The organism is Asanoa sp. NPDC049475, assembly GCF_040676915.1.
Taxonomy (GTDB): domain Bacteria; phylum Actinomycetota; class Actinomycetes; order Mycobacteriales; family Micromonosporaceae; genus Asanoa.
In genome coordinates this window covers 443,906-457,345 of the sequence record NZ_JBFAPY010000007.1, presented here as the reverse complement: position 1 = coordinate 457,345, position 13,440 = coordinate 443,906, and the positions used below count along the sequence as shown (strand labels likewise).

Below are 13,440 nucleotides of genomic sequence, written 5' to 3'. Positions count from 1 at the left end.
GGCCGGAAGCGTCAGCGTCCGAAAGAGTGCAGGTTTGTGCTTCGCGAGCGGATCAGTTCCGGCAGGTCTTCGATGATCAGGCTTACCGCCATGATGGCCAGGATCGCTCCCGCCTGGGCCGTGGCGTCGATCCGGCCGATGAACACCGTGAGCAGCGCCAGCGCCGCCGCGACCAAGCGGTGCGGTACCCCGTTGCGGAGGCCCATCACCAGCAGGAACAGCGCATGCCCGGCCAGGAACAGCGCCGCGCCGGCTGCCAGGGCCGCAGCCCCGCTCCATTCCAGCGGTTCGAACGCCGCCGGGATGGCTTCCTTGATGCCCGCCGAGAACAGCACGATGCCGATGATCATGGGGAAGTGGGCGTGGCCGAAGGCCCAGATCGCTACCCAGGCGCGGCGGGCCGGGTCCAGGATGGCGCTCAGGGCCGCCAGTGAACGCTCGTCGTCGCCCGCGAAGTATGCCCACCAGAAGTAGTACGCCACCCCCAGCCCGATCAGCGCGAGCAGCAACGAAGCCGTGTCCAGGGCGACACCGTTGAACCCGAGTCCGATGGAGACGATCGACTCGCCGATCACGATGATCATGATGAGACCGTGTCGCTCGACGAAGTGGCCCGCGATCAGCGAGACGCCGCCGAGGTGGCGCAGGAACGGGATCACGCCCTGGGCCACGAGGGCGCCGCCCCACCACGCGGCCCGCTGGCCGTCGGGCAGCACGCCGCCGACCAGTACCAGCGCCGCCGAGATCAGGTTGAGCGGCGCGAAACCGAGCGCGGCGCGGAACGCCGACGGCCCCGCGGAATGCAGGAACAGCACGCTGTGGGCCACGTTGACTAGCAGGAAGCCGACGCCGAACGCCCATCCGTCGGCACCGAACGCCGCTGGGATCGCCAGCGCGATGATCAGGAAGCCCGCCATCCCGACCAGCAGCATGCTGCGCCGGAAGGTGCTGGTCGGCGCCACGGCGTTGGTCAGCCAGGCGTACGCCGAGTACATCCACCAGATCAGCGCCAGCATCAGCACCGTCTCGCCGAGCGCGGCCCAACCGAGGTCGTCCGCCAGTGTGTCGGTGAGCTGCATGACGGTGAAGACGACGACGAGGTCGAAGAAGAGCTCCAGGGTCGAGACCCGAACAGTGGGCTCCAGCGGTGCCGTCACCCCGGGAACCCTAGGTCAAACCGGCATCCTGCGCGAGAAGCGCGACCTGGACGCGGTTGTTGAGGTCGAGCTTGGTGAGCATCCGGGTCATGTGGGCCTTGACGGTGGCCACGCTCATGAAGAGCTCGGCACCGATCTCGGCGTTGGACTTGCCACGGCCGACGGCGACCGCGACCTCGATCTCGCGCTCGCTGAGCCGGGCGAGCAGCTCGCGGGACCGGTTGCGGCGCGCGTCGACACCGTCGTCGGCCACGTGGGCGATCAGCCGGCGGGTCACCCGAGGCGAGAGGATCGGGTCACCCGCCGCGACCCGGCGCACCGCCTGCACGATCTCGGCCGGGGGTGTGTCCTTGAGCAGGAAGCCGCTGGCGCCGGCCCGCAGCGCGCGCAGCACGTACTCGTCGGCCTCGAAGGTTGTCAGCACCAGCACCTCCGGCGCGCCCGCGACCTTGCGCAGCCGCTCGGTGGCGGTCAGCCCGTCCATCTTGGGCATCCGGATGTCCATCAGCACCACGTCGGGCCGGACCTCGGCGACCGCCGCCGCGACCTCGCTGCCGTCGGCCGCTTCGCCGACGACCGTCAGCGCCGGCGTGCCCCCGAGGATCATCGAAAGTCCGGCTCGAACCAGCGGGTCGTCGTCGACGATCAAAACCCGGACGGGAGGCGCGTCTGTCATGCCGGCCACGGTAGCCAGGCGCGCAGCTCGAAGTCGCCCGCGTCCGTGCGGCCGTGCGTCAACCTGCCCCCGGCCAGACCCGTGCGCTCGACCAGGCCGACGATGCCCGTGCCCGCACCGGGGATCGAGGCCAGCCCACCCACCGGTGCCGGGTTGCGCACGAGAACCGTCAGGCCGTCGCCGGCAGTGCCCTCGAAGCTGACGTCGACCAGCACACCGGCGGCGTGCTTGCGAGCGTTGGTCAAACCCTCCTGCACGATGCGGTACGCGTTGCGCCCCACCGCCGCCGGCACCGCCTCGAGGTCGTCGACGCGGCAGTCGACCCGCACCTTCATGCCGGCGCCGCGGGACTCCTCGATCAACGCCGTCACGTCGGCCAGGGTCGGCTGCGGCCGGATCGGCTCCCCGTCCTCCTCGCGGAGCACGCCGATCACCTCGCGCAGGTCCTGGAGCGCCTGGTGGGCACTGCTGCGGATCACCGCGGCGGCCTTGGCCACCTCCTCCGGCGGTGCGTCGGGGCGGATCTCCAACGCGCCCGCGTGCAGGCTGAGCAGCGAGATCCGGTGGGCCAGCACGTCGTGCATCTCACGGGCGATCCGGGCGCGCTCGAGGTGCTGGGCCTGGGTCACCCGGAGCTGCTGCTCGGACTCCGCCCGCACGGCCCGGTCGTGCAGCGAGACGACGAGCTGGCGGCGGGCGCGCACGAACATGCCCCAGGCGAACACCGCCGCGGTGGTGATCACGGAGAAGGCGGTGACCAGCCAGTACGGCAGGTCGGGGTCCGGCCGCCAGGCCAGGAAGATCGGAGAGGTGGCGGCACTGAGCACGGCGATCGGTGCCGAGATGCCGACCCGGCGATGCACCGCGACGGTGAAGAGGGTGATCAGACCGGCGACGGCGGCCGTGAGGGACACGCCGCCGATCGGCACCATGATCAACGCGATGGCGACCGGCCAGCGGCGGCGGAACCAGAGCAGCCCCGGCGACGCGATGCCCAGGGCGATGTCGAGCCAGCGCGCCCAGATCGCCAGGCTGTCGTCGTTCCAGACGCTGACGGAGAAGAGTCCCACCGACACCACGGCCACCACGAAGATGACCCAGTCGACGACCCAGTCGCGGGTCGAGCGCCGGACCGGCCGCTCCGAGTCGAAGGCACGAAGCAGGCCACCCGGGAGGAGCGACGGAATGTCCGGTCCGTCGCGGGTTGCCACACTCATGATCAAATGGTACGGCCACCCGGCGCACTCGACATCCGACCAAAGTCGGTATCGGTCGGCGACCTTCGGCGCGCGGCATCGACCTTGGCCCGAAGCGCTGGACCACCCGACACCAGCAGTCTTAACGGCATGATCAGTGTGACCAGCCTGACGAAGCGCTACGGGGCGCACACGGCCGTCAACGACGTGTCGTTCGAATGTGCGCCCGGCACCGTGACCGGCTTCCTCGGCCCCAATGGCGCCGGCAAGTCGACCACGATGCGGATGATCACCGGGCTCACCCCGCCGACCGCCGGGGAGTCGATGGTGGCCGGGAAGCCGTACCGCCAGCTGCCCAACCCCGCCCGCGAGGTCGGTGTGCTGCTCGACGCGTCCGCGCAGCACCCGGGCCGGACCGGCCGCGAGGTGCTCACCCTGTCGGCCCGCACGCAGGGGGTGGGCTCGGCCCGGGTGGACGAGCTCCTCTCGCTGGTCGGGTTGGCCGGACCGGCCGCCGGCCGGCGGGTACGCGGCTACTCCCTCGGCATGCGGCAGCGGCTCGGCATCGCGCACGCCTTCCTCGGCGACCCGCGGGTGCTGATCCTGGACGAGCCGGCCAACGGTCTCGACCCCGAGGGCATCTTCTGGATGCGCGGCCTGCTGCGTGACTTCGCCGACCGGGGCGGCACGGTGCTCCTCTCCTCCCACCTGCTGCGGGAGGTGGAGGCGGTCGCGGATCGACTCGTGGTCATCGGGGGCGGTCGAATCGTGGCCAACGGCACCAAGGAGGAGCTCCTGGCCGCGGGCGGCGTGCGGGTGCGCGCGCTGGATCCCGGCACGCTCCAGAAGGCCTTGGAACGGGCCGGCCTGGCGGTGACCGCGGGCTCCGACGGCGCCCTGTCCGTGCAGGCCGAGGCGGAGCAGGTCGGGCAGGTCGCGGCCAGCATCTCGGCCGTCCTGCTGGAGCTGCGCCCCGTCGACACCGGCGGCCTCGAAGAACTGTTCCTGACCCTGACCGCCGGCGAGGCCAAGGAGACCGCACGATGACCGCCACCCTGACCGAGACGCGGGCACCGATCGCGGCGCCCCGGACCTTCACCCGCCCCGGGCTGGTCCGGCTCACCGGGATCGAGCTGCGCAAGATGGCCGACACCCGGGCCGGCCTCTGGCTGATGATCGCGACCGCCTCGATCTCGGTGGCGATCGTGGTGATCCAGCTGTTCGCCGCGGACCCGCCGGAGCAGACGTTCGTCAACATGTTCCAGACGACGCTGTTCCCGGTGGCCGTGCTCCTGCCGGTCCTCGGCATCCTGTCGGTGACCAGCGAGTGGACCCAGCGCACGGCGCTGACCACGTTCGCGCTGACCCCGCAGCGGCACCGGATCGTCGTGGCGAAGGCCCTGGCCTCGGTCGTCCTCGGCATCCTGGCGCTGGTGCCCAGCCTCGGCTTCGCCGCGATCGGCAACGCGGTCGCGGGTGCCATGGACCCGGCGGCGGGAAGCTGGCAGTTCGGCGGGCTGCTGCTCGCGTACGCGCTGTTGTTCAACGTCGTGAACGTGCTGTTCGGCCTGGCCTTCGGCATGCTGTTCATGAACTCGGCCGTGGCGATCGTGCTGTACTTCGTGGTCCCGACCGTCTGGTCTGTGCTCACCTCGATGATCTCCGGCCTGAAGACCACGTCGGAGTGGCTGGACCTCTCGGTGACCTCGACACCCCTGTTCGAGAACGCGGCCCTCACGGGCGGCGAGTGGGCGAGGCTGGCGGCCTCCATCGGTCTCTGGGTGGTCCTGCCGGGGGTGCTCGGCCTGGTCCGCCTGCTCAAGCGCGAAGTGAGCTGACGTTCCTGATGGGGTGGGCGGTCGCGGGTCGGGGGTCCCGCGGCCGCCCACCGGCCTGTCCGGGCTGACCTGGCCGGGAGGCCAGAGCGCGTCGCGGCTCCGAGCACGTCCGGGACCCCGCGGCCCCTCATCGCCCAGTCTTGGCTGGCCTGGCCGGGAGCGCGAGGGCGCGCCTGGCTCCGAGTGCGTCCGGGAGCCCGCGACCGCTCATCGCCGCGGTGGTGGCGAGAATGGCGTGATGGCGAAGCGTGCATGTCCGTGCGGCTCGGGGCGCGACTACGGCGACTGCTGCGGGCCGCTGCATCGCGGCACCCAGGTCGCGGAGACGGCGGAGCGGTTGATGCGGTCGCGCTACAGCGCCTTCGCCGTCGGCGACGCCGACTACCTGCTGCGCACCTGGCACAGCAGCACCAGACCGGAGTCGCTGGACCTGGACCCGGGCCAGCGCTGGGTCCGCCTGGAGATCCTCGACACGGCCAAGGGCACCGAGTCGGACCCGACCGGCGTGGTCGAGTTCCGCGCCTTCTGCCGGCACGGCGGGCAGGCCGACGACCTGCACGAACGCAGCCGCTTCGTCCGTGAGTCCGGCGCGTGGGTCTACGTCGGCCCGCTGCCGCTCCGGCAGTGACCGCGCCCACCGCGGACCTGGCAGCGGAGCGGTCTGCGGCGGGAGCGACGGTCCGGACCACCGCGAACCCGGGCCATGCCCGGTTCGTGATCCATCGTTGTTGCGTCCCTCCAGAGGAGACTGGGCGGCATGAGCCATTCACGGGTGTTGGTTGTCGGCGGCGGGATCGCGGGCCTCGGTGCGGCGCACGCGTTGCGGGCCAAGGGGATTCGGGCCGACGTCGTCGAGCGCAGCCCGCGGACCGATGCCGAGGGCACCGGCATCTACCTGCCCGCCAACGCGGTGCGGGCGCTCACCGCGCTCGGTTTCGGCGACGAGATCCGGGCTGCCGCGCACGAGATCCATCGGGTACGGCTGCTCGACCACCGTGGTCGCGCGCTGATCGACCTGGCGATCGCCGATGTGTGGGGCGGCGTCGGGCCGAGTGTCGCCGTGCGGCACGCCGATCTGCGGCGGATCCTGCGCACCGACGTCACCGTGAAGAGCTTCGACCCGGCGGACGCCGCCGGTTACGACCTGGTGATCGGGGCCGACGGGATCCGGTCGGCGGTGCGGGAGTGGGCCTTCCCCGACGCGGCCGGGCCGCGACCGGTCGGCGAGCTCGCCTGGCGGTTCGTCGTCGACGGCTATCCCGTCGAGCACACGTGGTGCACCTGGCAGGGCAAGGGCCGCACGTTCCTCGCGGTCTCGTTGGGCGGCGGGCGGGTCTACTGCTACGCCGACCTGACGGCGACCACGCCGCCCGACGACTGGCGTGCGTTGTTCGGCGAGTTCGCGGAGACGGTGCGCGGCCTGGTGGCGCGGGCTACCGACGTGCATTTCGGGGCGATCGAAGAGGTGTTCGTCGACGACGTGGTGCGCGGGAGGACGGTGTTGATCGGCGATGCCGCGCACTCGTACTCGCCGAACATGGCTCAGGGTGCCGCGCTCGCCCTGGAGGACGCGTTGGTGCTGGCCGAGTTGTCCGGCGATCTCGACGCTTATGCCCGCCGGCGGATCGGCCGCGCCCGGTGGGTGCGTGACCAGACCCGCCGCCGTGACATGGCCCGGCACCTGCCACCGCCCGTGCGCGACGTGGTGCTGCGGCGGCTGGGGCCTCGGCTGTTCAAAGCCGCGTTCAAGCCGCTGCAGAGCCAACCCTGAACCAAAAAGGCGCGGGTAGCGTTGAGGCGTGGATCTTGATTTGCGGAAGTTGCGGTATTTCGTCGCTGTGGCGGAAGAGCTGAACTTCGGGCGGGCGGCCGAGCGGCTGCGGATTGCCCAACCCGCCCTCAGCCGCCAGATCCGCGCGCTGGAGCAGGAGCTCAAGGTCGAGCTCTTCGACCGTTCGAGCCGTGGCACCGCGCTCACCGACGCGGGCCGGCGGCTGCTCGACGACGCGCGACCGTTGCTGGCCTCGGCGGACGCCGTGGAGCGGCGGGTGCGGTCGGCGGCCGCCGGGGGCCGGTTCACCGTCGCGTTCATGCCGGGCATCCTCGTCACGGCGGCCGTGCGGGAGTTCGCCGCCGAGTTCCCGGAGCTGGCCGTCGAGGTGCTGCGCACGTCGTACCACGAGCAGGCCGCGGTGTTGCTCGACGGCCGGGCCGACGTGAGCTTCGTGCGGATGCCGGTGCCGGCGGCCGGGTTGACGATCGTGCCGCTGTTCGCGGAGCCGCGGGTGGTCGCGGTGCCGGCCGAGCACCGGCTGGCCGGGAAGGACCGCGTGCACGTCGCCGACCTGGCCGACGAGCGCCTGCTCCAGGACCCGGACCTGGTGCCGGAGTGGCGCGACATCGCCCGGGTCTTGCGCGAGGGCGAGCCGGCGCCGTGGCGCTCGCGCCCACTGTCCACCATGGAGGAGAAGCTCGAGCACGTGGCGGCGGGTCAGGGCATCATCGTGGTGCCTCGGTCGGCCGCCGCGCTCTACACCCGGGCCGACGTCGCCTATGCCGATCTCGACGGGGTCGCCGACAACCAGGTCGCGCTGGCGTTCAGCGCGCAGCGCGGCGGCCCGGAGCTCCAGCGGTTCGTCGATATCGCGGTCCGGCAGTTCGGCGGGGACGCGGTCGCGGTCGAGGTCGGCTAGACGAGCAGCGCGCCGCCGTCGACGCCCAGGACCGTGCCGGTGGAGAAGGGCTGGTCGATGAGGTACGCGTACGCGCGCGCCACTTCCTCGGTCTCGCCAACGCGGCCCACCAGCAGCGCGTCGCCGACCTGGCGGAAATAGCCCTCCCGCGCGTCGTCGCCGAGGCCCGCCCAGAGCGGTGACCGGGTCACCCCGGGCGCGACGGCGTTGACCCGCACCGGCGCGAGCTCGATCGCCAGGGCCTTCGTCAACGCGCTCACCGCGCCGCAGATGCTGGCCGCCACCGACCAGCCCGCCGCCGGACGCTCGCCGGCCGATCCGGTGGTCAGGGTGATCGAGCCACCCGGCCGGATGCGGGGCGCCGCGTGCTTCACGGCCGAGAGCACGCTGAAGAACCGCAGGGTGAAGAAGTCCTGGGCCTGGTCGAGCGGCATGTCCCGGGCGGTGAGCAGCCGCAGCGGCTCGCCGGCCGTGTAGACCAGGTGGTCGAACGGCCCGATCCGATCGAAAACCGCCTCGACGGCGCTCTCGTCCCGCAGGTCCGCCGCGAACCCGGCCGTGCCTTCTGGCAGCTTGGTGAGCGCCTTGTCGATGCTGGCCTGCCGACTCGACACGACGACCACCTCGGCGCCGCGCGCGCTCAGCAGGTCCGCCACCGCGAGGCCCAGTCCGGAGGTGCCGCCCAGCACCACTACCCGTTGCCGTAGATCAGTCATGCGACCAACCGTGCGCCGTGACGTAGACCGGCGCCAATACCGGTTTCGTCGTGGTCCATGCCGATCGGGTATGGCTGGCACAATCGCACGATGACCGCGCCTGTTGCCGATCTCGACGTCGACGCCGATCTCGTCGCCCGCCTGCTCCGGTCGCAGCATCCCGACCTGGCCGGCCTCCCCCTGCGGCTGGTCGCCAACGGCTGGGACAACGTGATCTTCAGGCTGGGTGACGATCTTTGCGTACGCCTGCCGCGTCGTGAGGTCGCCGTGACCCTGCTGGTCAACGAGCAGCGGTGGCTGCCGACCCTGGCCCCTGCCCTCGGGGTGAGCGTTCCAGCCCCGCTCCGGGTCGGTGTGCCGGGCGATGGTTACCCCTGGCCGTGGTCCATCTGCGCCTGGTTCCCAGGCGAGATCGCCTCGCGGGTGCCGGTCGTGGAACGGCGAGCGGTCGCCGGTGCGCTGGCCGAGTTCATGAACAGGTTGCACGTGCCCGCGCCGGCCGACGCCCCGGTGAACCCGGTGCGGGGCGTACCGCTGGCGGTGCGCGACGAGCAGATCCAGGACCGGCTGGCCAGCGGCAAGTTGGCCCGCCAGGACGAGCTTCGGGCGCTGTGGGACGAGTTGCGGGCCGCCCCGGAGTGGGACGGCCCGAACGTGTGGCTGCACGGCGACCCGCACCCGGCGAACCTGGTGTTGCGGGACTCCTCCCTGGCCGCCGTGCTCGACTTCGGCGACCTGACCGCCGGCGATCCGGCCACCGACCTGGCGGCCGCCTGGCTCGTGTTCGACGCCGACGGGCGTGCGGTGTTCCAGGCCGGCATCGAGGCAGACGAGGCCACGTGGCGGCGCGCCCAGGCGTGGGCGCTGGCCATCGGCACCGCCATAGCCGTGTTCGCCGACATCCACCCCGGTTTGGCGGATGCCGGCGAACACGCGATCAGTCAGGTGCTGGCGGATCAGGGATAGTTGTTCAGGTACTGGATCTCGGCACCGGCGCGCGCCGTACCCCCTGAGTTGTTGATGATGCGGTTGATCGTGCCGGCCCCGCCGAGGGAGACGGTCACCATGTTCTGGAACCGCACGCCCGACTTGGTCGGCACCTCGAACGAGCGCTCCGCGACCACGGATTCGTCCAATGTGAACACACAGTACGAGCCGAGACCGATCGCGTAGTGTTCGTTGACCGCGTCATTGACCTTGTAGGCCGCGTAGCCGCGGGTCGACCCGTTCATCCAGGACGCCTGGTTCGGCATCTCGTACGGGAACTCGTTCTGATAGAAGTACGTCCGGCCGCGCTCACCGTTCCAGATCGTCTGGTACTTCTGGAAGTGCTCGACGAACAGGCCGTACATCGTGACGTCGTCGCCGTTGACGGTCAGGCCGGTGTCGGCGGTGTTGACCGACCAGCCCACCCCGTCGCCGTGGTCGGCCCGCCACAACCACATGTGGTCGCCGATGACGTCGTCGCTGTTGACGGTCAGGGTGTTGGTCGCGCGACCGACACCCGGGCCACCGATGCGGAAGAACACGTCGTGCAGCGAGACCGGGTTGGCGGCGTGGTCAGCGCTGGAGCCGGACGGGCCGACCTCCATCAGCACCGGCGAGTTGGTCGCGCCGGCCTCGAACATGATGCCGCCGACCTTGACGCCGTCGACGTCGGCGATCCGCATGCCGACCGTGCCGTTGTCGGCCTGGATGGTCGCTAGGCCCAGACCCAGGATGACAGTGTTGGCCCGGTTGACCTGGATCGGCTGGGTCACGTGGTGCACGCCGGGGGTGAAGAGCAGGTTCTTGCCCTGCGCCAGCGCGCTGTTGATGGTGGCGACCGGGGTGCCCGGACGCACGATGAAGAACGTCGACAGGGAGAGCGACGAGCCGGCCGGGGTCTTGTTGTACCAGGTCGTGCCCGTCGAGTTGGTGCGGAGCGCGGGCACGAACACCCGGTACTCACCGGAGCCGTCGACGTAGAGGAACGGCTTCTCGCGCACGGTCGGCGTGTTGGCGATGACCGTGTGGGAGGGGTTCGGGAAGTGGTTCGGCGGAGCGCCGGTCACACCCTGGAAGACCATGTTCCAGACGGAGCCGCTCCAGGAGCCGAACTCGCTGTTGCGCGAGTACCACTGCTGCTGCGAGCCGGAGACGACCATGCCGTCGATCTTGGTGTCGGCCATGAAGCCGCCACTCGACCAACCGTCGCCGCCGTTCCAGAGCTGGATCTGGTTGCCGCCGCCCTTGAGGTGCATTCGGCGGTACGGTGCCGCCTGCGAGACGGCCCAGCGCTCGACACTGACGCCGGCAGGCAGGGTGACCGACAGGTTCTCGGCTGCCCGCCAGAAGTTCTGGGTGGCGTTCCCACCGAACCAGAAGGCTTCCGCGCGTACGTGGCCGTTGAGGTTGACGTCGTCCGGCGACATGCCGAGCCCGGCGACCTGGGTGAAGAAGCCGAGGTTGACGTCGGCGGTGTAGTTGCCCGGCTTGAACAGGACCGCGTACCGCTCAGGGCCGAACTGGTTGCGCTCCTGCTGGGTGAAGATGGTGTTGAGCCGGCTCTGGATGGTCGAGGTCGGCGTGGAGGGGTCGAAGACGAACGTGTTCGACCCGAGGTTGGGGTTGCGCGGGTCGGTCGGCTCGACCGGGTCGCCGGTCGGGGGGTCGGTCGGCGGGTTGGTCGTACCGGTGCCGGTGAAGATCCTTAGCTCCCAGAGTGAGTAGCCGTAGGCCGTGCCCCGGGCGGTGCCGTAGACGCGCAGGTAGCGCGCACTGGCGCTGACGTTGATCGTCTGGGTGCCGCCGGTGCCGGTCGTGGTGCTGTAGATGCTGGTCCAGGTCGAGTCGTCGTTGCTGGTCTGGATCTGGAAGGCCCGGCCATAGGCCGCTTCCCATTGGAGTACGACCTGGCAGATGCTCTGGACGCTGCCGAGGTCGATGCGGATCCACTGTGGATCGGACGCGGCGCTCGACCAGCGCGTGCCGGCGTTGCCGTCGACCGCGGCTGAGGCCGGGAAGCCGGCGCCTTGCAGCGAGGAGGCCGTGGCCGACTTGCCTTGAGCCGCGTTGGTGGTGCCACAGCCGCCGCCGCTGGTCCCGATGGTGCCGTGGACCTGGAACTCCCAGAGGCTGTAGCCCCAGCCGGTCGCTCTGGCTGTGCCGTAGACGCGGACGTACCGACCGCTGCCGGTGACCGGGAGGACCTGCGTCCCGCCGGCGCCGGTGGTGGTCGAGTAGATGTCGGTCCAGGTGGTGCCGTCGGCGGAGGTCTGGATCTGGAACGACCGGGCGTACGCGGCTTCCCAGTTGAGCGTGATCTGGGTGATCGTCGCGGTGGCGCCGAGGTCGACGCGGATCCACTGCGGGTCAGAGGCCGCGGAGGACCAGCGCGTGCCGGCGTTGCCGTCGACGGCGGCGGTCGCGGGGGTGCCGGCGTTCTCGACGGACGAGGCGGTCACGGCCTTGCCCTGAGAGATCACGGCGTCGGCGGCGCTGGCCGCGGACGAGACGGTCAGGACGGCGGCCACGAGGCTGGCGACGGCCAGCCCGGCGATGCCGGCTTGGCGCCAGCGCCGTTTCTGCCCTGGTGGTGCGGCGACGGGTGGGGGTGCGACGGGTCTCATGTGCCTGCCTAACGGGGATAGGCGGCGCGCGCGATATGCACGCCGGGACGGGGGCGTGACGCTTCTGGCGCTTGGAGAGCGCTCTCCGAGCGGATCTGAGTTTGAACCTCAGTTCGGCTTCCGTCAATATCCGAGGGAGCGCTTTCCGGGGATTGACACGCATCGCAGTCTCGCACAAACTGGCCTCTGGCGAGAGCGCTCTCTCGCATAATTTCATCGATGAACCAAGATCTCTCACCGACGCCCGTCCCCGTCGAGGAGCTGACCGGATGACCGACCACCGCGGCACGCCCGCGCTCGCGAAGCGCGCGCTGTCGGGCGGGTCAGACCGATGACCCGCGCCGCCGGCCCGTGCTCGCGTCGGACAGGTGAACCGATGGCCTGCCGGCGTCGCGGGCCGCTCACCGCGGTGTCGGTGCACCCGGGGCTCTCGCGTGGCGAGTCGCGGGGTGTTGGGCCGACGACGCGCCGCCACACGACGCTCGCCTTCGCGAGCCTCGTGTTCGCCCTCGTCCGGTTGGGGGGTGTGGAGCGATGACCGATCGCCGCGTTCTGGTCGTGCTCGTCACGCTTGTGTTGCTGGGTGGGGTCGTTGGTTGCTCCGAGCCCGACCGCGGCGGCTCCGGCAGCCCGCCTGGCGCGGCGGCAAGCTCGCCAGCCTCCGCCGGACCCAACACGACCGACATCGCCTGGTTGCAGTTGTTGATCGCTATGAACGAGCGGTTGATGCCTGTGCTCGACCTCGTGCCTAGTCGGAGCAGCGATCCGGCCGTGCAGCTTTATGCGTCGGTGGCGCGCCGAGCGCGGACAGCCGAGCTCGAATCTCTCCGCAAGCTCGCCGCCGGACTCACTCTGCCGGAGAACGAGCACCTGAAGCACGACATGCCCGGCATGCCCACCGCGGCCCAGCGGGCCGCGCTGACCAAGGCCAGCGGCAACGCTTTTGATCGCGGGTTCGCGGCGGCGATGATCGCGCACCTGGACCAGGCCTCCCGACTCTGCGCCGGCGAGCAGAACTCCGGCGCCGACCCGGCGTTCCGCTCGCTCGCGGAATCGATCGCACGCGGAGTCGGCGAGGAGCGTGCCCGGGCGTCCGCACTGGACGCCCGGGCCGCTTCGCCCTCGGCGAACAGCCGTTGACGTCAGGCTGGCTTGACGGAAGCTTGGAAGCATGACGACGCCTGACCTGCTCGAGAAGGAACACACGCTCGCGACCGCCGCCGCCCGCTTCGACCTTCTTCGCACGTGGGAGGCGCTCGGCGAGCCGACGTTGGGTCGCGAGGAGACACTCGAACTGCTCGCGCTCAGCGAAGTGTTGGCGCGCAAGGCCGCCTACGGCCGCCAGCTCAGCGTGCGGACCGCGCGCGCGGCGGGCGCCTCCTGGTCGCAGATCGGGGCCGCGCTCGGCACCAGCAAGCAGGCGGCCTGGGAAGCGCACGCCAAGTGGATCGACGACCAGGCCGAGAAGCACCGCGCCAACAGCTTGCACGGTCTGGACGACGAGGACGCCGCCACGCTTCGCGACCTCGCTGGGACCGCCGACACTTAAAACG

General features: G+C 70.9%; 13 protein-coding genes. 8 read left to right on the top strand and 5 right to left on the bottom strand.

Translation table 11 applies throughout. The features are described from left to right. Positions 1-11: 11 nt before the first annotated feature. The 3 genes from AB0J88_RS29470 to AB0J88_RS29460 are packed head-to-tail and all read right to left on the bottom strand — an operon-like array spanning position 12 to position 3,050. Positions 12-1,157, bottom strand: a complete 1,146-nt coding sequence (locus tag AB0J88_RS29470; protein ID WP_364349828.1) for a low temperature requirement protein A — start codon at positions 1,155-1,157, stop codon at positions 12-14. Positions 1,158-1,167: 10 nt separating this feature from the next. After that, on the bottom strand, positions 1,168-1,833 hold the full coding sequence (locus tag AB0J88_RS29465) for a response regulator transcription factor (protein ID WP_364349831.1): 666 nt from the start codon (positions 1,831-1,833) through the stop codon (positions 1,168-1,170). Next, entirely contained in the window at positions 1,830-3,050 is a 1,221-nt protein-coding gene (locus AB0J88_RS29460; protein WP_364349834.1) for a histidine kinase, read from the bottom strand. The genes AB0J88_RS29465 and AB0J88_RS29460 overlap by 4 nt, the downstream gene beginning before the upstream one ends. A 129-nt stretch (positions 3,051-3,179) precedes the next feature. Here AB0J88_RS29460 and AB0J88_RS29455 point away from each other — a divergent pair, with 129 nt between their 5' ends. The 5 genes from AB0J88_RS29455 to AB0J88_RS29435 all read left to right on the top strand — a co-directional run bounded on the left by AB0J88_RS29455 (position 3,180) and on the right by AB0J88_RS29435 (position 7,560). Beyond that, positions 3,180-4,076, top strand: a complete 897-nt coding sequence (locus tag AB0J88_RS29455; RefSeq protein ID WP_364349837.1) for an ATP-binding cassette domain-containing protein — start codon at positions 3,180-3,182, stop codon at positions 4,074-4,076. Further along, positions 4,073-4,867 (top strand): ABC transporter permease, encoded by a 795-nt coding sequence (locus tag AB0J88_RS29450; protein ID WP_364349840.1) that lies wholly within the window; start codon positions 4,073-4,075, stop codon positions 4,865-4,867. Before AB0J88_RS29455 ends, AB0J88_RS29450 begins: the two co-directional genes overlap by 4 nt. 238 nt (positions 4,868-5,105) lie before the next feature. Continuing rightward, positions 5,106-5,495: a YchJ family protein gene (locus AB0J88_RS29445; RefSeq protein WP_364349843.1), complete on the top strand. Its 390-nt coding sequence runs from the start codon at positions 5,106-5,108 to the stop codon at positions 5,493-5,495. A 129-nt stretch (positions 5,496-5,624) separates the two neighbouring features. Continuing rightward, on the top strand, positions 5,625-6,638 hold the full coding sequence (locus AB0J88_RS29440; RefSeq protein WP_364349846.1) for an FAD-dependent monooxygenase: 1,014 nt from the start codon (positions 5,625-5,627) through the stop codon (positions 6,636-6,638). 28 nt (positions 6,639-6,666) lie between these two features. Then, entirely contained in the window at positions 6,667-7,560 is an 894-nt protein-coding gene (locus tag AB0J88_RS29435; protein ID WP_364349849.1) for a LysR family transcriptional regulator, read from the top strand. Here AB0J88_RS29435 and AB0J88_RS29430 read toward each other — a convergent pair. Further along, complete coding sequence (locus tag AB0J88_RS29430; protein WP_364349851.1) at positions 7,557-8,276, bottom strand: SDR family oxidoreductase; 720 nt, start codon at positions 8,274-8,276, stop codon at positions 7,557-7,559. The genes AB0J88_RS29435 and AB0J88_RS29430 overlap by 4 nt on opposite strands. A gap of 90 nt (positions 8,277-8,366) precedes the next feature. Here AB0J88_RS29430 and AB0J88_RS29425 point away from each other — a divergent pair, with 90 nt between their 5' ends. Next, positions 8,367-9,242 carry an aminoglycoside phosphotransferase family protein gene (locus tag AB0J88_RS29425; RefSeq protein WP_364349854.1) on the top strand — a complete coding sequence of 292 codons (876 nt, stop codon included), beginning with the start codon at positions 8,367-8,369 and terminating at the stop codon, positions 9,240-9,242. Here AB0J88_RS29425 and AB0J88_RS29420 read toward each other — a convergent pair. Continuing rightward, positions 9,233-11,887 carry a discoidin domain-containing protein gene (locus AB0J88_RS29420; protein WP_364349857.1) on the bottom strand — a complete coding sequence of 885 codons (2,655 nt, stop codon included), beginning with the start codon at positions 11,885-11,887 and terminating at the stop codon, positions 9,233-9,235. The genes AB0J88_RS29425 and AB0J88_RS29420 overlap by 10 nt on opposite strands. Positions 11,888-12,421: 534 nt before the next feature. Between AB0J88_RS29420 and AB0J88_RS29415 the strand changes: the two genes are divergently transcribed. Both AB0J88_RS29415 and AB0J88_RS29410 read left to right on the top strand, forming a co-directional pair. Then, positions 12,422-13,027 (top strand): DUF305 domain-containing protein, encoded by a 606-nt coding sequence (locus tag AB0J88_RS29415; protein ID WP_364349860.1) that lies wholly within the window; start codon positions 12,422-12,424, stop codon positions 13,025-13,027. Between the two features lie 31 nt (positions 13,028-13,058). After that, positions 13,059-13,436: a hypothetical protein gene (locus tag AB0J88_RS29410; RefSeq protein WP_364349863.1), complete on the top strand. Its 378-nt coding sequence runs from the start codon at positions 13,059-13,061 to the stop codon at positions 13,434-13,436. Positions 13,437-13,440: the final 4 nt, after the last annotated feature.